Origin of the sequence: Brachyspira pilosicoli (assembly GCF_008016535.1) — a bacterium.
In the GTDB taxonomy this organism is placed as follows: domain Bacteria; phylum Spirochaetota; class Brachyspiria; order Brachyspirales; family Brachyspiraceae; genus Brachyspira; species Brachyspira pilosicoli_A.
Genome location: NZ_SAXY01000010.1, coordinates 24,102 through 44,292 on the forward strand (window position 1 = coordinate 24,102; position 20,191 = coordinate 44,292).

The 20,191-nt window shown below is 29.4% G+C and carries 18 protein-coding genes and 1 pseudogene; 17 read left to right on the forward strand and 2 right to left on the reverse strand.

All coding sequences use genetic code 11. From position 1 onward, the window contains the following. Nucleotides 1-33: 33 nt before the first annotated feature. The 16 genes from clpX (at nt 34) to EPJ72_RS01195 (ending at nt 17,955) form a co-directional block, all read left to right on the forward strand. Nucleotides 34-1,818, forward strand: coding sequence for an ATP-dependent Clp protease ATP-binding subunit ClpX (clpX, locus tag EPJ72_RS01120; RefSeq protein WP_147730434.1), 1,785 nt, complete (start codon nt 34-36; stop codon nt 1,816-1,818). A gap of 60 nt (nt 1,819-1,878) precedes the next feature. Continuing rightward, the gene (locus EPJ72_RS01125; protein WP_147730435.1) at nt 1,879-2,448 is read left to right on the forward strand and encodes an RNA polymerase sigma factor; all 570 of its coding nucleotides are present in this window, start codon (nt 1,879-1,881) and stop codon (nt 2,446-2,448) included. Continuing rightward, nucleotides 2,445-2,786 carry a hypothetical protein gene (locus EPJ72_RS01130; RefSeq protein ID WP_147730436.1) on the forward strand — a complete coding sequence of 114 codons (342 nt, stop codon included), beginning with the start codon at nt 2,445-2,447 and terminating at the stop codon, nt 2,784-2,786. Before EPJ72_RS01125 ends, EPJ72_RS01130 begins: the two co-directional genes overlap by 4 nt. A gap of 151 nt (nt 2,787-2,937) precedes the next feature. Further along, on the forward strand, nt 2,938-5,442 hold the full coding sequence (locus tag EPJ72_RS01135; RefSeq protein WP_147730437.1) for an ATP-dependent Clp protease ATP-binding subunit: 2,505 nt from the start codon (nt 2,938-2,940) through the stop codon (nt 5,440-5,442). Between the two features lie 344 nt (nt 5,443-5,786). Further along, nucleotides 5,787-7,142, forward strand: coding sequence for an MATE family efflux transporter (locus tag EPJ72_RS01140; RefSeq protein ID WP_147730438.1), 1,356 nt, complete (start codon nt 5,787-5,789; stop codon nt 7,140-7,142). A gap of 93 nt (nt 7,143-7,235) precedes the next feature. Then, nucleotides 7,236-7,886 carry a deoxyribose-phosphate aldolase gene (gene deoC, locus EPJ72_RS01145; RefSeq protein ID WP_147730439.1) on the forward strand — a complete coding sequence of 217 codons (651 nt, stop codon included), beginning with the start codon at nt 7,236-7,238 and terminating at the stop codon, nt 7,884-7,886. A gap of 43 nt (nt 7,887-7,929) precedes the next feature. Next, nucleotides 7,930-8,730: a nucleoside phosphorylase gene (locus EPJ72_RS01150; RefSeq protein WP_147730440.1), complete on the forward strand. Its 801-nt coding sequence runs from the start codon at nt 7,930-7,932 to the stop codon at nt 8,728-8,730. Between the two features lie 8 nt (nt 8,731-8,738). Next, a complete protein-coding gene (locus tag EPJ72_RS01155) occupies nt 8,739-9,548 on the forward strand; it encodes a nucleoside phosphorylase (RefSeq protein WP_147730441.1) in 810 nt (269 codons plus the stop codon). Between the two features lie 47 nt (nt 9,549-9,595). Then, entirely contained in the window at nt 9,596-10,660 is a 1,065-nt protein-coding gene (locus EPJ72_RS01160; protein WP_147730442.1) for a BMP family lipoprotein, read from the forward strand. A 55-nt stretch (nt 10,661-10,715) separates the two neighbouring features. After that, entirely contained in the window at nt 10,716-11,777 is a 1,062-nt protein-coding gene (locus EPJ72_RS01165) for a BMP family lipoprotein (protein WP_147730443.1), read from the forward strand. A gap of 86 nt (nt 11,778-11,863) precedes the next feature. Continuing rightward, nucleotides 11,864-13,366, forward strand: coding sequence for an ABC transporter ATP-binding protein (locus EPJ72_RS01170; RefSeq protein ID WP_277871895.1), 1,503 nt, complete (start codon nt 11,864-11,866; stop codon nt 13,364-13,366). After that, the gene (locus EPJ72_RS01175; RefSeq protein WP_147730445.1) at nt 13,366-14,487 is read left to right on the forward strand and encodes an ABC transporter permease; all 1,122 of its coding nucleotides are present in this window, start codon (nt 13,366-13,368) and stop codon (nt 14,485-14,487) included. The genes EPJ72_RS01170 and EPJ72_RS01175 overlap by 1 nt, the downstream gene beginning before the upstream one ends. 31 nt (nt 14,488-14,518) lie before the next feature. After that, nucleotides 14,519-15,472 (forward strand): ABC transporter permease, encoded by a 954-nt coding sequence (locus EPJ72_RS01180; RefSeq protein ID WP_147730446.1) that lies wholly within the window; start codon nt 14,519-14,521, stop codon nt 15,470-15,472. Nucleotides 15,473-15,800: 328 nt separating this feature from the next. After that, a complete protein-coding gene (locus tag EPJ72_RS01185) occupies nt 15,801-16,112 on the forward strand; it encodes a hypothetical protein (protein WP_147730447.1) in 312 nt (103 codons plus the stop codon). Between the two features lie 254 nt (nt 16,113-16,366). Then, nucleotides 16,367-17,155: a Cof-type HAD-IIB family hydrolase gene (locus EPJ72_RS01190; protein ID WP_147730448.1), complete on the forward strand. Its 789-nt coding sequence runs from the start codon at nt 16,367-16,369 to the stop codon at nt 17,153-17,155. Continuing rightward, complete coding sequence (locus tag EPJ72_RS01195) at nt 17,152-17,955, forward strand: Cof-type HAD-IIB family hydrolase (protein WP_147730449.1); 804 nt, start codon at nt 17,152-17,154, stop codon at nt 17,953-17,955. The genes EPJ72_RS01190 and EPJ72_RS01195 overlap by 4 nt, the downstream gene beginning before the upstream one ends. Here the strand turns inward: EPJ72_RS01195 and EPJ72_RS01200 are convergent. Together EPJ72_RS01200 and EPJ72_RS01205 are read right to left on the reverse strand one after the other, a co-directional pair. Beyond that, on the reverse strand, nt 17,945-19,333 hold the full coding sequence (locus EPJ72_RS01200) for a phosphohydrolase (protein ID WP_147730450.1): 1,389 nt from the start codon (nt 19,331-19,333) through the stop codon (nt 17,945-17,947). The genes EPJ72_RS01195 and EPJ72_RS01200 overlap by 11 nt on opposite strands. Before the next feature lie 3 nt (nt 19,334-19,336). Further along, nucleotides 19,337-19,948, reverse strand: coding sequence for a hypothetical protein (locus EPJ72_RS01205; protein WP_147730451.1), 612 nt, complete (start codon nt 19,946-19,948; stop codon nt 19,337-19,339). 156 nt (nt 19,949-20,104) lie between these two features. On the opposite strand from EPJ72_RS01205, the pseudogene EPJ72_RS01210 reads away from it, so the two are divergent. Then, nucleotides 20,105-20,191 (forward strand): annotated as a pseudogene (locus EPJ72_RS01210) (IS1595 family transposase); the annotation flags it as partial.

Genomic DNA, 20,191 nt, shown 5'->3' on the forward strand with positions numbered 1-20,191 from the left:
GATTTAATTGTATAATTAATAAAAGGAAAATTAATGAATAAAAAAAATAATAAAAAATATAAAAATAGAGAAGAGGCTTTTAGAGATTATTTTGAAAGCGTAAGTAAAATTGTATATACATTAAACTTAATATCTGACAGAAATGATATGACAAGAAGACTTTCTAATAATATAAATAGGGTATTGGGTTATGATGATGAGACAATTATTAATGATGAGAAAGTTGCAAATAATAATAATGATGAGATAGCCATATTAATAGATTCTATAAAAAAAGATTTAAAAAAGATACATACATTTAAACAATATAATTTTAATATAGAGAGATTTATAGATGAGTTTGAATTAAATGATGATGAAAGATTTATTTTATATTGTTTAATTACTTATACAATTTATGGGGACTCTATGTCTGCCATATCTGTAAGAAGGATATTAGAACTCATCACAATGGATGCAGATATTTATATTAACAAGTATCATTATTTTGACAGCAGCAGCAAATTAATGTCAAGCGGCATACTTGTTTTATCTCATGAACCTTATTCAAGTATTGGACTTTTAGAGGTGTCTAATACTTTGATTACATTTGTTAATTCAAAGATAGTTTTTGCTTTTTTAGAGAAAGAAAGCTATGATTTAATATTAGATATTACAAACAAAGAAAATTATATAGATACAAAATCTAAAAAGAAGATTATAAAAGAGCCAAGAATATTAACACCAAAAGAGATAGTTTCTGAACTTAACAAAACAGTAATAGGTCAAGATGATGCTAAGAAAGCATTGTCTGTACATGCTTATTTACATTGTTTAAGAATTAATGGCAATAAAGATATACCATTTAGGTCAAATATTCTTATGATAGGACCTACTGGAGTTGGTAAAACATATTTGGTAAAAACATTAGCAGATATTTTAGGGCTTCCATTTGCACGTGCTGATGTTACTACGCTTACAGAGACGGGTTATGTAGGAGATGATGTTGAGGTTGTATTATATAATCTTTATAAGAAGGCTAATGGTGATTTAGATAAAGCACAAAATGGTATAGTATTTTTAGATGAGGTAGACAAGATAGCAAAAGCCGATGCTCATCAATCTACTACAGGCAACCCATCAGACAAGGCTGTTCAAGAGGCTTTGCTTTCTATGATGAATGGTGAGGATATTAGAGTACCTGAGTTTGGCGATAGAAGAATGATGCATTCAAGTGATGGTATTATAATGAACACTAAAAATATTTTATTTATTTTCGGCGGTGCTTTTGTAGGGCTTGAAGATATTATAAAGATGCGTCTTAAAGGGGAGAGTAGTTTAGGCTTTGGTTCTAATGCGGTTGTAAATAAACTTCAGAAAAATAAAATACTCAGTCAGGTAGATGTGAAAGATGTAGAGAAATATGGTATGATACCAGAGTTTATAGGAAGAATACCGATAATTGTAACTTTAAATGAACTTACTAAAGATAATTTAAAAGATATATTGCTAAAAACTAAAGAATCACCTATAATAAAATATGTAGATTTCTTTAAGAGCATAGGAAAGAAGCTAATATTAACTGACGATGCTATAAATTATATAGTCGATAAGGCTTCTACTATGAATATGGGGGCAAGATCTTTAAAAAGTATAGTTGAAACTGCAATGGTTAATATACTTTTTAATTTAGATGGTATAAAGGGAAATGCTTTAACTCTAACTAAAAATGATATAGAGAAAGCATTTGAAGAGAGGGAGGTAGTGATTTCAAGCGATAAAGATTTTATTAAAAAGAATAATATAAGTCCAAAAGAAGATAAAACTTATATGGCTTGATTTTACTTAAATGTTTAAAATCTGTTTTATATATGTAAACAGTAATGGAGTTGACAAATAATGATGACAAAAGAAAAAGAATTATTAAAAGATTATGAATTAATAGAAGCCCACAAAAATGGGTATAGTGAAGCTTTAGATATTTTACTTACTAGGTATAAAAATTATATCTTTAACATATCCTATCGTTTTATGCATAATTATGAAGATGCTATGGATTTAACTCAAGATGTTTTAATACGCGTTTATAAAGCTATAGGAAGATATGAAGAGAGAAATTATTTTAAAGGCTGGTTATATAGAATTATCAGCAATACTGCTATTAATATGTATTCCAAAGCTTATAGGCGTGAGTCTCCTTATCTTGAAAAACTAGAAGTTGTGGACGATAAGAGATATAATACTGAAAAAGAATATGAGAGAGTGTATTTGCAAGAGAAAATATACTCAGCTTCTAGTAAATTGAAAGGAAAACAAAGAGATGTATTCATCTTGAGATATTATGAAAATTATTCTTATAAGGAGATAGCTGATATTTTGAATATATCCAGTGATTCTGCTAAGAGTAATTATTCTTATGCTCTCAAAAAAATGAAAACTTTGTTAGAAAAAGAAAGGACTCTTTTATGAAACTACATGAAATGATGCAATTCAAAACTAAAATTGAAAGAAAAAGAAATTATTTTAGTTTAAATAATTTGCCAGATGATGAGTGGGCTCGTATGTTAAGTAGGGCTAAAGCAGAGAGTGCTATAGTTAAAAAAGAAAATACTCTTTTTAATTATATTTATTCTATGATGTGTTCTAGGAAGCTTTCATTTGTATTATCTATGGCTATAATTGTAGCATTGATTTTATCTTTTTTATACGCTAATCCTAGTGTTATAAAAAATAATGAGTTGGATAATATTAATACGGCTTCTACTAATAGAAGAAATGTACCTGCTATTAATGTATCTAGGTTGTAATTTTTTCTAAAAGTATTGTAATATATAGTAGAATTGTATATAATAATCTAATATGCAATTCTATTTTTTTATAAGTTTAGTTTTTTTATATCCGATAAATATTGAAAAAAGAAATATAATATATACAAATTTATGATTATAGGAAACAAATATGTCTTATCCATTTCGTCTTACTAATAAAGCCATAAGAATATTAGACCTACATTCTGTGGAAGAAGCTAAGAGATTAAATCATGATATGCTTACTCCAGAACATGTTTTATTAGGAATATTTCATGAAACAGATTCAATAGTTGTCAATGTTTTGAATAAATTAAAAATAGATATAGAAAAGATTAAATTTGATATAGAATCTTCTATGGTAAAATCTACAAGTAATACTAAATTATTTGGTAAAATACCGCCATCACCACGCATTCAGCATTTAATAAGCAGAGCGGCAGAAGAGGCTAAATCATTAGGAGATAATTGCATAAGTACAGAGCATTTACTTCTTGGTATTTTAAAAGAGGAAAATGGCATAGCTTATAATGTACTTACTAGCTATAATTTAGATTTAAAAACATTAAGACATGAGATGATGAGAATTAGGGGTAAATCTGGTTCTTCATCAAATATTTCTGAATCTTCTTCTAGCACTATTCAAGAAGATAATACAGCAAGAACTCCTACTTTAGATAAGTTTGCCCGTGATTTAACTAAAATGGCTAGAGAAAAGGCATTGGATAGAGTAATTGGCAGAGAAAATGAGGTAATGAGAGTTGTACAGATACTTTCAAGGAGAAAGAAAAATAATCCTATACTATTAGGGGAGCCGGGTGTTGGTAAGACTGCTATAGTTGAAGGTTTAGCTGAAAAGATTGTTTCTACTGATGTGCCTGATATATTATTAAAAAAGAGGGTTTTAAGTTTAGATTTATCTTCTGTTGTTGCGGGTACTAAATATAGAGGTGAGTTTGAAGAGAGAATAAAAAATATAGTAATGGAGATAAAAAAAGTTGGTAATATAATAATATTTATAGATGAGCTTCATACTTTAATTGGGGCTGGAGGTGCAGAGGGAGCTTTAGATGCTGCCAATATGCTTAAGCCTGCACTTTCTCGCGGAGAGATTCAATGTATTGGGGCAACTACTATCAATGAATATAAAAAGTATATAGAAAAAGATGGTGCTTTAGTGAGAAGATTTCAGCCTATAAATGTGGAAGAGCCTTCTATTGATGACACTATAGAAATATTAAATGGAATAAAATCTAAATATGAAGAGCATCATAAGGTAAAATATACTGATGGGGCTATTTATGCTTCTGCTGTATTAAGTAAAAGATATATATTTGAAAGACATTTGCCAGATAAGGCTATAGATTTAATTGATGAGGCAGGTTCAAGAGCAAGACTTATGAATATGGTAAGACCTCAGGAATTAAAAGATTTAGAAAACAAAATAAAAGAGCTTAATCAGGAAAAAGAAACAGTTGTAAAAAATCAGATTTTTGAAGAGGCTGTTAAATTAAGAGATACTATAAAATCTTTGCAAGAGGAATTGGATAAAAAAGAAGCTGAGTGGAGAAGCGAGAGAGATAAGACAGAAACGATTATTAATGAAGATGATATAAGACATGTAATATCAGAAATTACAAATATACCAGTAAAAAGATTATTAGATTCTGAGAGTAAAAGACTTATTGGTATGGAAGATGAGCTTCATAGTAAGATAGTTGGACAAAAAGAGGCTATATCATCCATATCAAAAGCTATAAGAAGGGCAAGAGCGGGGCTAAAAAGCACTAAAAAACCGCTTGGAAGTTTTATATTTTTAGGACCTACAGGTGTTGGTAAAACTGCTTTAGCTAAGGTGCTTTCAGAGTTTATGTTTGGAGATAGTGATGCTCTTATAAGAATAGATATGAGTGAGTTTATGGAGAAGTTTGCAGTAAGCAGACTTATAGGAGCTCCTCCGGGATATGTTGGTTATGAAGAGGGAGGCGGACTTACAGAGAAAGTGAGAAGAAAACCTTATTCTTTAATACTTTTTGATGAGATAGAAAAGGCTCATCCTGATATTACAAACATACTTTTACAGGTGCTTGAAGAGGGGCAGCTTACAGACAACTTTGGAAGAAAGGTTGATTTCTCTAATACTATAATTATTATAACAAGCAACTTAGGAGCAAGAGATATTGTTAAAGGAACTTCTTTAGGTTTTAATGCTATTGGAAGTGAAAAAGATATTAATGACATGAAAAACTTTGCTATGGAAGAATTAAAACAGAATTTCAATCCTGAGTTCTTAAACAGAATAGATGATATTATAGTATTCCATACTCTTACAAAAGAAGATTTAAAAGATATTATAGAGATTATGCTTAGAGAGTTGAATGAAGCTATAAAAGATAGAAATATTTTTATAAGTTTAACTGATGAGGCAAAGAATTATATAATAGATAAAGGTTTTGATAAGAAGTATGGGGCTAGAAGTTTAAGAAGAGCTATACAAAAAGAGGTAGAAGATTATATTAGTACAGAGATACTTTTTGGGCACATTGAAGATGGCGATAATGTTAATGTTGATTCTGATGGAGAGTCGCTGCTATTTAATGTTGAAAAGGTAAAGACCTACAGAGAAAATGAGGTAGAAGAGCTATCTAAGAGTTGATTGTTAAGAGCTCCAAATATTAATTTATTTGGGGCTTTTTTATGGGATATTAATTATATTTAGATAAATAATTTTTGTTTATTTTTATATTTTGTATACGTTTAGAAAAAAGTAAAAGTTTTGATTTTATATGTTAAGAATAGGTATAAAATAATGGTTTTATTTTGATATATATAAATTTGAACTTCGTTAAAATGCAGTTCTTTTGCTTCTTTTATATCAATAAAAGAAGTGGGGGTATGTACCCTAAGGGCACGCTTCGCAGGGGGCAAAGCCACCACAAATAAAAAACAAATCTAATATATTTTTTAATTATCAAACTAAAATAATTGTATGAGGTATATATGATTGATAAGAAAATTGATGTGTTTGAGAACTACCCTGTTTATAAGGCATTAATTACATTAGCACTCCCCACAATACTAGGAATGCTTGTAAATGTGTTTTATAATATGGTTGATACTTTTTTTGTAGGAAAAACAAACGACCCTAATCAGGTTGCTGCTGTTTCTTTAACTATGCCTATATATTTGGTTCTTATGTCTTTTGGTTCTATATATGGTATAGGGGGAGCATCATATATATCTAGATGTTTGGGTTCTAAGAATTATGATAAGGCTAAAAAGGTTTCATCTTTTGTATTTTATGCAAGTGTTGTTACTGGTTTGGTGTGTATGATAATATTTTTTATATTTTTAGAAAATATATTAAAATTATCTGGAGCTAGTTCTAACACTTATGTTTTTGCTAAGGATTATTTGCTTATAGTTGCTATTGGAGCTATATTTGTGGTTTGTCAAATGTCTATGGGGCAGGTTGTGCGTTCTGAGGGGGCTTCCAAGGAGGCTATGTTTGGAATGGTACTTGGAACTGTAGTAAATATTATACTTGACCCTATAATGATACTTTATATGAATATGGGGATTGCGGGTGCTGCTTTGGCTACTATAATAGGAAATGCTTGTTCTTTTTTCTATTATACTTTTTACATACTCAAAAAAAGCACTTTTCTCTCTATAAAGATAAAAGATTTTTTAATCAGCAGTGATATATTAAATAATGTATTTTCTATTGGTTTTCCTGTGTTTATGAATAATGTTCTTATAAGTGTTGCGAATATTTTAATTAACAATTTTGCTTCTAAATATAATGACAATGTAGTTGCTGGGCTTGGAGTGTCGCAGAGAATATTTACGCTTGTACTCTTAGTGTTTATAGGTTTAGGGCAGGGTGTGCAGCCTTTTATAGGGTATAATTTCGCTTCAAAAAATTATAAGAGAATGAATGCTTCTATAAAACTTTCTTGTTTAATTAGTTTTATTTCTGGTGTTTTATTTTTAATATTTGCTTTTATATTTTCTAAAGAGTTAATTAGAATATTTATAGATAATGATGAGGTTATAGAATATGGCTCTAAGTTTTTAATAGCGGCTTATTCTGTAGCTCCTGTTATAGGTTTTCAATTTATATTTATGTCTACATTTCAGGCATTAGGTAAGGCTTTACCGTCTTTAATACTTTCTATATGCAGGCAAGGGTTAGCATTTGTTCCTGCTATATACATAGGCACTAAGTTTTTTGGCATAAATGGCATAATATGGTCGCAGCCTATAGCAGATATTGTTTCTATATTATTGTCTGCTATAATGTATATTTATATATATAGAAGAGCTAAAAAAAAGTTGGTAGATATTTCATAATTATTTTTTATATAAATTTTATATATAATCGAAAAAATAAATTTGACAAAGGGCATAATATTTTATATCCTAATATATAGAGGTGTATAAAAAATGGATAATCTTAATCAATTAATAGATCATACTATATTAAGAGCAGATGCCACAATAGATGATATAAGAAAATTATGCATAGAAGCTAAGGAGCATAATTTTTATTCTGTATGTGTTAATTCTGCTTATGTTAACGTTGCGTACAATTTTCTCTTACATTCAAATGTTAAAGTTTGCTCTGTTGTGGGATTTCCTCTAGGAGCCATGATTAAAGAGGCTAAGGCATATGAAACCAAATTTGCTATTGATAGCGGTGCTAATGAAATAGACATGGTGGCAAATATTGGTTTTTTGAAAAGTAAAAAGATAGACTTATTCGAAAGAGATATAAAAAAGGTAAGAGATGCTTGTCATGTAGGGGTTCTTAAAGTTATAATAGAAACTTGCCTTTTAACGGATGAAGAAAAAGTTTTAGCTTGTAAGATAGCTAAAGAGTTTGGGGCAGATTTTGTTAAGACTTCCACTGGTTTTTCTACAGGAGGGGCTACAGAGCATGATGTTGAGCTTATGAGGAAAACAGTTGGCGATAAAGTTGGAGTTAAAGCTTCTGGAGGCATAAAAACTTATGAAGATGCCGTAAAAATGATAAATGCAGGAGCTAATAGAATAGGTACTAGTAATGGTGTCACTATAATGAAGTCTTTAAAGTAATTTTCAATATTTTTAATAAAATATAAATTAAGGATTATTGTAAATGGAATATAGAGAGCCTAAAGCATTCTATGATGAGAAAGCCTTTAGCAAAGGTTTATTGCAGTATCATATAAAATTAAAAAAGTTTGATGTTGCAAGATATGTTTTACTTCCTGGAGATCCTAAAAGAGTTGAGTATATAGCAAGTTTTTTAGATGATGTAGATTTTAAAGCCGACTATAGAGAATATGTTACAGTTACGGGAAAATATAAAAATATTCCTGTCAGTGTAACTTCAACAGGTGTAGGTGGACCTTCTGCTTCTATAGCTATGGAAGAGCTTATAAAGGTAGGAGCTGACACTTTTATACGTGTTGGTACAGGTGGTGGGCTTAGTTTAAAAGTGAAGCCTGGAGATTTAGCTATTGCTCAAGCTGCCATAAAAGACGAGGGTACTTCTTTAGAATATATACCTTTTGAATATCCTGCCATTGCTAATACAGATATAGTTTTTGCTTTGAGAGATGCGGCAAAGTTAAAAAATTATAATTATCATATAGGTGTTGTTCATAGTAAAGATTGTTTTTATGGTGAGTTAGAGCCGGAGAATTCTTTTTTTAGAGATAAATTTGAAAATGATCTTAAATATTATACTTTATGCGGAGCTATAGTTTCAGAGATGGAATGTGCGGCACTTTTTTCTTGTGCGGCTATTAGGAATGTGAGAGCTGGTGGAATTATGCATGTTGTAGAAAATACTATGATAGAGAGAATGGGTACACATTTAAATTATTCTTCAAATATAGATAATATGATTTTAACTGCATTAGAAGCTATAGTATTATTAGAAAAGAGAGGATAATATATTTTATGTCTAATACAAAAAATGCTTTGCCAAAACCTTTTTTTAAAGAAGATGAAAATTTGGTTCATCATTTAAAACTAAAAAAGGGCGATGTTGGAAGGTATGTTATAATGCCGGGGGACCCTAAAAGATGCGTGAAGATAGCAAAAAGATTTGATAATGCTAAATTAGTTGCAGATTTTAGAGAATATGTTACTTATACTGGTTATATAAACGGAGTTAAGGTTTCTACTACTTCGCATGGTATAGGAGGTCCTTCTACAGCTATAGCATTAGAAGAACTTATAAATGTGGGAGCGGACACTTTTATACGTGTTGGTACTTGCGGCGGAATGAATATGAATGTACTTCCGGGAGATGTCGTAATAGTAAATGGTGCTATAAAGGTTGGGGGTACTATGAGAAACTATATACCTGATGAGTTTCCTTGTGTGCCTAATATAGATGTATTAGATGCTATGATTGATGCTTCAAAAAAAGTAAATATAAAAACTCATAGAGGTGTTGTTCATTGTAAGGATGCTTTTTATGCCCAGCATGCTCCAGAGAGTATGGCAGTTGATAAAGAGCTTTTGTATAAATGGGAATCATATATAAAGGCTGGTTGTTTAGCTTCAGAGATGGAGTCTGCAGCACTTTTTGCAGTTGGTGCTTCTAAGGGAGTGAGAACGGGGGCTTCTATGCTTGTGCTTCATAATCAAGAGAGAATAAAAAATGGTATAGATGACCCTAAAGATTACACAGGAGAAGAGGCTATAGATTTAGTTATAGAATCCATTAAAGTTTTGATAGATAATGATAAAAATGCCATTTGAGTTTAATTTAGAATATAAATGTTTTATAAATAACTAAGGAAAAATATATGAAAAAGTTATTATTAATTTTTGCTGTTTTGTTTTTAATATCTTGTGGTGGAGAAAATAGGTCTAATGATTTTGAAATAGCACTTTTAATAGATTTAGGAACTGTAGATGATAAATCTTTTAACCAAGGGTCTTGGGAAGGTGTACAGGAATATGCCCAACAAAATAATATAAAATACAAATATTATAAAGTGGCAGATAAAGATATAGATTCTTATCTTAATACGATAGAGCTTGCTGCTAGAGGCGGGGCAAAATTGATTGTTACTCCCGGATATATGTTTGAGCCTGCTATTTATAAGGCACAGGATATATATACTAATATTAATTTTATATTGATAGACGGTGTTCCTCAAGACGGTACTTATACTGATTATAGAACTGCTGATAACACAGTGTCTATTTTATATGCTGAGGAGGAGGCTGGTTTTTTGGCTGGGTATGCTGCTGTTAAAGACGGATATACAAATTTAGGAGTTATGGGAGGAGTTGCTCATCCTGCTGTTGTGAGATTTGGATATGGTTTTGTACAGGGAGCAGATTATGCGGCTAAGGAGATGAATTTAGCCAAAAATAGTATTAACATAATATATACATATGTTGGCAATTATGATGCTACACCAGAAAATCAAACACTTGCTACTTCTTGGTATAGAAATGGGGTAGAGGTAATATTTGCTCCTGCAGGCGGTGCTGCTTATTCTGTGATGAGTGCTGCTGAGCAGAATAATGGTTTTGTTGTGGGTGTAGATGTTGATCAGAGTTTTGAATCGGGTTCTGTTATTACTTCTTCTATGAAAAATATTAAGGGTTCTGTTTATGATGCTGTAGCTTCATATTATAACAATACTTTTGAAGGCGGAAAGAATTTAACTTTAGATGCTAAGGTTAATGGTGTGGGTCTTCCTATGGAAACTTCCAAGTTCAGGAATTTTACTAAAGAAAATTATGATAAGATATATAATGAGTTGGTAGAAGGTAATATAAAAATATTAAAAGATACTGATGCTAATAGCCCTGATGCATTGCCTTTAACTATAGTAAAGGTAAATTATGTTAAATAATTAGGCTTTAATAAAAATTAAGCAATAAATATTCTACAAAAAAATAGGAGAAAATATGAAAAAACTTTTATGTTTATTATTTATTTCTGTAATGATATTATCTTGCGGAAGCGGTGGTAAGGGGTATGAATTAGCTTTGATTACTGATGTTGGTACTATAGATGATAGGTCTTTCAATCAAGGGTCTTGGGAAGGTTTAAAAAAATATGCAGAAGAGAAAAAAATTGCTCATAAATATTATCAGCCTGTAGAAAAATCTACAGATGCATATATTAATGCTATAGATTTAGCTGTTGCTGGTAAGGCTCAAGTTATAGTTACACCGGGATTTTTATTTGAGCCTGCTGTATATAAAGCACAAGATACTCATCCTGATGTAAAGTTCATACTTTTAGATGGTGCTCCTCAAGATGGTACATATACTGATTTTAGAATAGAAAAGAATGTTTATTCTGTATTTTATGCAGAAGAGCAAGCTGGTTTTTTAGCTGGTTATGCTATAATAAAAGAGGGATATACTAATTTAGGTGTTATGGCTGGTATGGCTGTACCTGCTGTTATAAGATTTGGTTATGGTTTTGTACAGGGTGCTGAATATGCGGCTCAGGAATTAGGATTAGCTAGCGGAAGTATTAAAATAAATTATACTTATGTTGGTAACTTTAATTCTACTCCAGAAAATCAAACACTTGCTACTTCTTGGTATCAAAGCGGAGTGCAGGTAATATTTGCTCCTGCAGGCGGTGCTGGAAACTCTGCTATGGCTGCTGCTGAACAGAATAATGGTCTTGTTATAGGGGTTGATATTGATCAAAGTGCTGAGTCTAAAACTGTTATTACTTCTGCTGTAAAGATGCTAGGAGGCTCTGTTTATGATGCTATAGATGCTTATTATAATAACAATTTCCATGGCGGACAATCTGTTGTACTTGATGCTAAAGTTAATGGTATTGGTCTTCCTATGGAAACTTCTAGATTTAAACACTTTACTAAAGATGAATATGATGCTATATATCAACAATTAGTTGCTGGAAACATCAAACTTCTTAAAGATACTGATGCAGATTCTGTTAATAAGCTTCCTTTAAATATTGTTAAAGTTAATTTTATACAGTAAAAAATTTGTTTTTATATAAAAGGGATACCTTTTGATGAGGTATCCCTATATTTTAGGAGGAATATATTGTGGAATATGTAGTTGAGATGTTAGGAATCACTAAAAGGTTTAAGGGAATAGTAGCTAATGATAATATCACTATACAATTAAAAAAAGGTGAGATACATGCCTTGCTTGGAGAAAATGGAGCAGGCAAATCTACACTTATGAGCGTACTTTTTGGGCTTTATAAACAAGAAGAAGGAATTATTAAAGTTAATGGAAAAGAAGTTAATATTGATAACCCTAATACGGCAAATGCTTTAGGTATTGGTATGGTGCATCAGCATTTTAAGCTTGTTCATAATTTTACTGCTTTAGAAAATATTATGCTTGGGGTGGAAACTGTAAAAAACGGTGTGCTTCAGGTAGATGATGCTAGAAAGAAGGTTATGGAACTAAGTAAAACTTATGGGCTTGAAATTTATCCTGATGCTATTATTAGTGATTTAACAGTTGGAATGCAGCAGAGAGTTGAAATATTGAAAATGCTTTATAGAGATAATGAAATACTTATCTTTGATGAGCCTACCGCAGTACTTACTCCTCATGAAATCGAAGAACTTATGAAGATAATGAAATCTTTAACAAAAGAAGGTAAATCTATACTTTTTATTACTCATAAATTAAACGAAATTAAAGAAGTAGCTGATAGATGTTCGGTGCTTCGTAAGGGAAAATATATTGGCACTATTGATGTTAAGACTACTACAAAAGAAGAGATGTCTGAGATGATGGTTGGAAGGAAGGTATCTTTAGTAGTAGAAAAAACTTTAGCTAAACCAAAGGATATAATATTATCGGTTAAGGATTTGAATGTTAAATCGCCTCATAGTGAGAAAAATATAGTAAAGAATGTTTCTTTTGATGTACGTGCGGGAGAGATAGTATGTATTGCTGGTATTGATGGAAATGGACAGACTGAACTTATACATGCTTTAACAGGACTTATGGATATGTCTAGCGGAAGTGTTAGTTTGAATGGAAAAGATATTACTAATTTATCTATAAGAAAAAAGACATTAAGCGGTATAGGTCATATTCCTGAAGACAGGCATAAGCATGGACTTGTACTTGATTATACGCTTGCTGAAAACACTATACTTCAAACATACTTTACTGACAAATTTCAAAAAAATGGATTTTTAAAATTTAAAGAAATAGAAGAGTATGCTAATGGACTTATAAAAAGATTTGATATAAGAAGTGCTGAAGGATCTAAAACTTTTGCAAGGAGCATGTCTGGGGGAAATCAGCAAAAGGTAATAGTGGCAAGAGAGATAGATAGAAACCCTGATTTACTTATAGCAGTTCAGCCTACTAGGGGATTGGATGTTGGTGCTATTGAATATATACATAAAGAATTGGTGGCACAGAGAGACAGCGGAAAGGCAATTCTTCTCGTATCGTTAGAGCTTGATGAGGTTATGAATTTGAGTGACAGAATACTTGTTATATACGAAGGAGAAATTGTAGCTAATATGATAAATAAAGATATTACTATTAATGAGTTAGGCTTATATATGGCTGGTTCTAAAAGGAGTGCTTAATGAGCAGTAATTTAAAAGATAAATTGGCAAATATTTTAGAGAAAGAAGGATTTATAAATGTATTTTCTTCTTTTCTTGCTATTGTTATAGGTTTGCTTTTAGGACTTATAATTCTTCTTGTAAGTAATATAGGTGATGCTTTTCCTGCTTTTATGACTATACTTTCTGGCGGTTTTTCTGGGGGAATGAGAGGAATAGGGCAGGTTATATATACGGCTACTCCTTTAATATTAACAGGGCTTTCTGTTGGTTTTGCTTTTAAAAATGGTCTTTTTAATATAGGAGCTTCCGGTCAATTTATTATAGGGGCTTATGCTGCAGTGTTAGTTGCAATTAAATGCACATTCTTGCCTCCTGCTATTCATTGGGTTATTGCTTTGCTTGCTTCATTTATAGCTGGCGGTTTGTGGGCTTATTTACCCGGACTTCTTAAAGCAAGATTTAATGTTAATGAAGTTATTTCAAGTATTATGATGAATTATATTGGTATGTATCTTGCTAATTATTTAGTTACTTTAACTGTTTATGATATGCTTAAAAATCAATCGCAGAATATTCCTCCTTCAGCTACATTGCCTGGTATGGGGTTAGATGTATTATTTAGAGGTTCTAGTGCTAATGGCGGTTTTTTTGTGGCTGTAATAGTTGTTATTATAGTTTATATAATACTTTCTAAAACTACATTTGGTTTTGAGCTTAAGGCTTGCGGATTAAACAAAGATGCGAGCAGATATGCTGGAATTAATGAAAAAAGAAATATTGTGCTTTCTATGGTAATAGCTGGTGCTTTAGCTGGACTTGGGGGCGGGCTTCTTTATTTATCTGGTATTGGTAAGCATATTGAGGTTGTTGATGTGCTTGCTGAAGAGGGCTTTATGGGTATACCTATTGCATTACTTGGGCTTTCTCATCCTATAGGTATTTTAATTGCTGGGCTTTTTATTGCTCATATTACAGTAGGCGGATTTTATATGCAGGTTTATGATTTTACCCCTGAGATAATAGAGATGATTATTGCTTCTATCATTTATTTTAGTGCTTTTGCTTTGCTTTTTAAATCTATTGTTGGATTTATATCTAAAAAGATAAACAAAAACCAAGAAACAAATGCTAATGAGTAAAAGATATATAAATAAAAAAAAGGAGTTTTCAATGGATACAATTTATTTTTTAGTACAGCAGACTATGTTTTTTTCTATTCCTCTTTTACTTGTTGCTTTGGGGGGAATGTTTTCTGAGAGGAGCGGAGTTGTTAATATTGCTCTTGAAGGCATTATGATAATAGGGGCTTTTGCGGGTATATTTTTTATAAGCAGGCTTGGAGCTAATTTTCCTCCTACCGTTACATTATTTTTAGCTATGATTATATCTGCTTTAGCGGGAATTATATTTTCTCTTTTTCATGCATACGCTGCTATTAATATGAGTGCCGATCAAGTTATTAGCGGTACGGCTTTAAATATATTTGCTCCTGCTTTTGCTATATATGTTACAAGGGCTATACAAACTGTTCAGCAAATATCTTTTGTTAATAATTTTAGAATAGAGTCTGTACCTATACTTGGAAGTATTCCTATTATTGGTAATTTACTATTTGAGAATACTTATATAACAACTTATATAGGTTTTATAATACTAGCTTTATCTTGGTTTATGCTCTACAAAACAAGATTTGGTCTTAGACTTAGAAGCTGCGGAGAACATCCTCAGGCTGCAGATTCTGTGGGTATTAATGTTTATAAGATAAGATATATTGGTGTTGCTATATCTGGTGCTTTAGGCGGGCTTGGAGGATTGGTATTTGTTATACCTACTTCTACAAACTTTAATGCTACTGTTGCTGGATATGGATTTTTAGCTTTGGCTGTGCTAATATTCGGTCAATGGAAGCCTATTAAAATACTTTATGCTGCTTTTTTCTTTGGGCTTATGAAAACACTTGCTTCGGCATATTCTGGTATACCTTTGCTTGCTAATTTGCCTATATCAAACAGCATTTATAAAATGATACCTTATATTGCTACTTTAATTGTGCTTTCATTTACATCTAAAACTTCTCAAGCTCCTAAGGCTTCTGGTATACCTTATGATAAGAGTGTAAGATAAAAATATAATTATATATAAAATAAAAAAAAATTGTTTAATTATTATAAAATATTATAAAATTATTTGACAAAATTATAAAAATATAATATTGTACTCTGTATGAATATAAAAAATAACTTAATAATGTTGAACAACGCAACGCAACGCAACAAATTTAAACTTTTTATTTAAAATATTTTTTCATAGCTGTTATCATCGTATAAACCGTTCCATATCATTATTGCATAATTTTTTAATGCTTTCAAAACTCATTAGTTTCAATACTGTTCAAAAAATCGTAGATAAAACAAATTTTATCATAAATAATTATTTTATAAGGAGTTCTATCATGAACAAGAAAAACATAATAGCTTTTATTGCTGTATTATCTATTTTTTTAATTTTTACGGGATGTAAAACTGTTTCAACTGCTTCTGTAATCCCGCAATCATTGCAGCTTAGCGGAAGCGACATCACTGTAGGAGAGGTATTAATAGCAGAAATGCCGTATTCAAAAGATGAAAATCTAAAAGAACAATTAATAGCAAAAGCTTTAAAAGATTCTAAATACGATTTTTTAATAATGCCAAGATATGAAATAGTGCAGGTTGGTTTGTCTAAGAAAATGAGAGTTATAGGAAGAGGTGCAAAAGTTAAATAAATAGCATATAGCATATTAATAAAATTTTTAATAAAATTTATTTAATAGTATTACTTTTCTAAAATATAAGCAACGTCTAAACGGCATTACAAGAGGTGAGATAATATCAAGCCTCTTTTATTTTTTATTTAGCAAAATATTATTTACTTGGTTTAGCAAAGAAATTAAACATTTAATAGTAATATTTATTTTTGTATTCATTCACTAATAAAAAGATGCTTGAATTAGATTGTTTTTATGGTATTATATAAAGCATGCATGATATAAAATTAATAGCCACAGATTTAGACGGCACACTTCTCAATAATAATAGTGAGATAAGCGATTACAATAGAGATGTATTAAAGCATTGCATTAATAATGGTATAGAGCTTGTATTTGCTAGCGGAAGACCTTTTGACGGTCTTAAAAGATACAGTAAATATTTAGATAATAATAATTATTCTATAGTTTGTAATGGTTCTGTTATTACTGATAGTGAAGGCAATATTGTATATAATGAAGTTATTAAAGAAAAAGATGTGTTTTATTTAATGGATATTGCTAAAAGTTATGATGTTTATTTGCATGTTTACAATGGCAATCAATATATAGTTTCTGAAGAGGATATATATTTTAAAAACTATGCTGAAAAAGAAAATATTACTGATGTTGTTATAGGGTTTGATTCTATTGATAATTATAATTTTAGTAAGATGTTATTTATTGGGGAGAACGATGTGCTTTCTAATCTTGAGACTCATATAAGAGAAAAACTCGATGTTCACACTTCATTTTCGCACCCAAATTTTTTAGAGATTTTAGCTTATGGCATAAACAAGGGCAGTGCTTTGAAGTGGTTATGCGACAAAAAAGGTATTGATAGAAAAAATGTAATAGCTTTTGGAGATAATTATAACGACATAGAGATGATTGAGTTTGCAGGTATTGGTGTTGCGATGGAGAATGGTGAGGATATTTTAAAACAAAGAGCTGATTATATTGCTTTAACTAATGAAGATGATGGTGTAGGAAAGTTTTTGAAAGGATTATTTAATTCATGAATAACAATATAAAATTAATAGCCACTGATTTAGATGGTACTCTTCTCAATGATGATACTAAAATAAGTGATTATAATAAAACTGTTTTAAATAAACTTATAGATAAAGGGATTGAGATTGTAATTGCTACAGGAAGACCTATTTCTGCTATGGATTTTTATTATAAAGAATTGCAAAATAATAAAGAATCTATAGTATTTAATGGAGCTATGGTTGTTGATAATGATTTTAATTGTATTTTTAGTAGTCCTTTAGAAAATAATACAGTATATAATATTATGAATCTATATAAAGAAAAATATATAAATCATACTTCATTAAACATTTATTCTATAAAAGAATATATAGTAGCTAAAGATAATTTTAAATTTCAAACTCATACAGAAAAAATTGATAAAAAGAATAAAATAATTGGTTTAGAAAATTTTAATAATGATATTGAAGTTCAAAAGATGATTATACTTGGAGAAAATGATATATTAATTGATATAAAAAAAGATATTGATAATTTGTTTACAGTTCATACTTTTTTTTCTGATCCTCATTATTTAGAAATACTTGCAGCAAATACTAATAAGGCGAATGCTTTAAAATGGTTATGTAATAAAAAAAATATTGATAGAGAGAATGTTATTGCTTTTGGAGATAACTATAATGATATAGAGATGATTGAGTTTGCAGGTGTTGGGGTTGCTATGGAAAATGCTGAAAGCTATGTTAAAAAAAATGCTAAATATATAGCAGATACCAATAATAATAATGGAGTAGGTACTTTTTTAAAAGATTTTTTTAATTTGTAGGAATATTAAATTTTATTTGATAAGTTTCAGATAAATAATTAACAAATAAATCCAAAATGATAGGGTCTAATTTTATTTCTTCTGCCATTAATTTACTTTTTATATATATAATTACATCTTCAACCTTTTCTTTTTTCTTTGAGTTCATAAAAACTAATACATCGAATATATCTACTATTTCTAATATTTTTGAAGGCACATAAGCATATACTTCGCCTCTTATAAAATCTTCTGCTTCAAATGATAATATATTATCCGGATATTTATTATTTGAAAATTGTTTTATTAAATTGTTTTTTGAATAGCTATAATAATCATGATGAAGCCCTACTAATAATGACACATCATTTTGAAAGTTTAAAGTTTTCTTTATAAAATTATATCCTTTTAATGCATGTAAGTCTTGATTATTATCTGTGTCTTTTAAAAAATTATTCATAGGTACAAAATCAAATATTTTCAATAAGCCTACATCATGATATAATGCTCCTATAGAAAAATTAATGATTTCACCATTATTAAATTTCCTTATTCCAAATTTAAATACTCTTTCCAAATTATCTATTGATATATCACTTTCAAAATGCGATATTATTTTTTGATATTTATCTATATACTTGCTTTTGTATTCTAATCTTAATTTATTTCCTAATCTATTTTTAAACTCTCTGTTATAATAATGCATAAATTCTATCATCATTAAAGCAGTTCTATTGCTATGCGATATCATATTAATGTCTTGAAAATCAGGATTATCAAAAATATAATTAAAAACATTATTATGTTCTAAATAAGAAACAAGGCTGCTTATTATATGATATATATACATATCTTTTTTATCTACTTTGCTTCCTATCATTATAGATTTTTTTATTGCTTGTATGTATTTAATAAAATCAGTTCTTATTAATATTCCTATGTCGCTTAATATTCTATCTATCAAATATAATGTATCTATGTTTATATTTTTTTCGGATTTTAATATAGATTTTAATTTATCAACATTCGGCTCTAAAAACAAAAAACGTTCTTCAGATTTTTCTTTACATATTTTCTTTAAAGTTTCATTATTTTCATCTTTTAGCTTATTAGAATATGGTATGCAATTTAAATAAATACGATAAAAATATTCAGCTGTATTAAATTTTTCTTTATTAGGTATTTCTTTTTCGTCTAATAATACATTAGTGTAAAATTTTGAGTTTTTTAATAAAGCATTATTATTTTTTATTTCATCTATAAATATGTCAATAGCCTTGCCTTCAAAATAAGTAACTATTCCATTCATATTTTGGCATTTTATAGTAATATCATCATTATATATTTTTGTCTTTGATCCTATTATGGTTTCAAATTCTATTTCATAGTATTTATCCATAATTTATTCCATCATATTTAATATTTCTTCTATATGCTTTAATTGCCTATCTGCTGTTTTATTATAATCTATTTCTCCAAGTGCTATTTTGTATGCTTTGTCTATTAAGTTATCCATTTCTAATTTTGATTTATTTTTCATTACTTTTTGAGCCAAATCTTTAGTGATTACCCATCTTTCTTTGGCTAAATTATAAAAATAAACAGCATATTCAAAGCTCTTTTTTATATCTTCATCAAATTGAGAATTATAAAAATAATAATTTTCTTTATCATAAAGACCTGCTAAATATATGTAATTTTGAGTGATAAGATAATTAAATTGCATATGCATAAGGTCTTTATATTTAGTATATGCTTCTTCTGTTTCTATTATTGTCAATGCTCTATTTACAAAATCAAAAGGGGCGTTTAATGCTCTTTCTAAATAATCCACATTTCTAAGCAAGTCGTATTCCGCATAATATGAAGGAAGTGAGTAGAGCCTATAATAGTCTTCAGCATAAACTATATAGCCATAATCTTTTTTTTCTATTATGGTAGAGCGTTTCATATCTATTTTAGGGTATAGATTACTAATAGATAAAATTATAAATAATATAATTAATTTTTTCATATATCTTATTATATGATATCGGTATAAAAAAACAATTCTTTATTACAATTAAATTTTTGCTTTATTTTATTATTATTATATTTTTTTGTTATATATAAGTACAGTTAATAATTTTTGGGGCTGTCCTAGATAACTTAAATTTGTTAAAATTAAAGTATGAAACGCAGTAAATTAAGTCAAGATAAACAATTAAAATTAATAGAACATTTTGTAGCAGGAACCACAGCAAGAACTACATCAGTT

Coding starts and splice junctions, on each gene's coding strand:
- EPJ72_RS01150 (WP_147730440.1), top strand. CDS start 7,930: ATGGAATATAGAGAGCCTAAAGCATTCTATGATGAGAAAGCCTTTAGC.
- EPJ72_RS01180 (WP_147730446.1), top strand. CDS start 14,519: ATGGATACAATTTATTTTTTAGTACAGCAGACTATGTTTTTTTCTATT.
- EPJ72_RS01205 (WP_147730451.1), bottom strand. CDS start 19,948: ATGAAAAAATTAATTATATTATTTATAATTTTATCTATTAGTAATCTA.
- EPJ72_RS01200 (WP_147730450.1), bottom strand. CDS start 19,333: ATGGATAAATACTATGAAATAGAATTTGAAACCATAATAGGATCAAAG.
- EPJ72_RS01155 (WP_147730441.1), top strand. CDS start 8,739: ATGTCTAATACAAAAAATGCTTTGCCAAAACCTTTTTTTAAAGAAGAT.
- EPJ72_RS01175 (WP_147730445.1), top strand. CDS start 13,366: ATGAGCAGTAATTTAAAAGATAAATTGGCAAATATTTTAGAGAAAGAA.
- EPJ72_RS01130 (WP_147730436.1), top strand. CDS start 2,445: ATGAAACTACATGAAATGATGCAATTCAAAACTAAAATTGAAAGAAAA.
- clpX (WP_147730434.1), top strand. CDS start 34: ATGAATAAAAAAAATAATAAAAAATATAAAAATAGAGAAGAGGCTTTT.
- EPJ72_RS01190 (WP_147730448.1), top strand. CDS start 16,367: ATGCATGATATAAAATTAATAGCCACAGATTTAGACGGCACACTTCTC.
- EPJ72_RS01165 (WP_147730443.1), top strand. CDS start 10,716: ATGAAAAAACTTTTATGTTTATTATTTATTTCTGTAATGATATTATCT.
- deoC (WP_147730439.1), top strand. CDS start 7,236: ATGGATAATCTTAATCAATTAATAGATCATACTATATTAAGAGCAGAT.
- EPJ72_RS01140 (WP_147730438.1), top strand. CDS start 5,787: ATGATTGATAAGAAAATTGATGTGTTTGAGAACTACCCTGTTTATAAG.
- EPJ72_RS01135 (WP_147730437.1), top strand. CDS start 2,938: ATGTCTTATCCATTTCGTCTTACTAATAAAGCCATAAGAATATTAGAC.
- EPJ72_RS01170 (WP_277871895.1), top strand. CDS start 11,864: ATGTTAGGAATCACTAAAAGGTTTAAGGGAATAGTAGCTAATGATAAT.
- EPJ72_RS01185 (WP_147730447.1), top strand. CDS start 15,801: ATGAACAAGAAAAACATAATAGCTTTTATTGCTGTATTATCTATTTTT.
- EPJ72_RS01195 (WP_147730449.1), top strand. CDS start 17,152: ATGAATAACAATATAAAATTAATAGCCACTGATTTAGATGGTACTCTT.
- EPJ72_RS01160 (WP_147730442.1), top strand. CDS start 9,596: ATGAAAAAGTTATTATTAATTTTTGCTGTTTTGTTTTTAATATCTTGT.
- EPJ72_RS01125 (WP_147730435.1), top strand. CDS start 1,879: ATGATGACAAAAGAAAAAGAATTATTAAAAGATTATGAATTAATAGAA.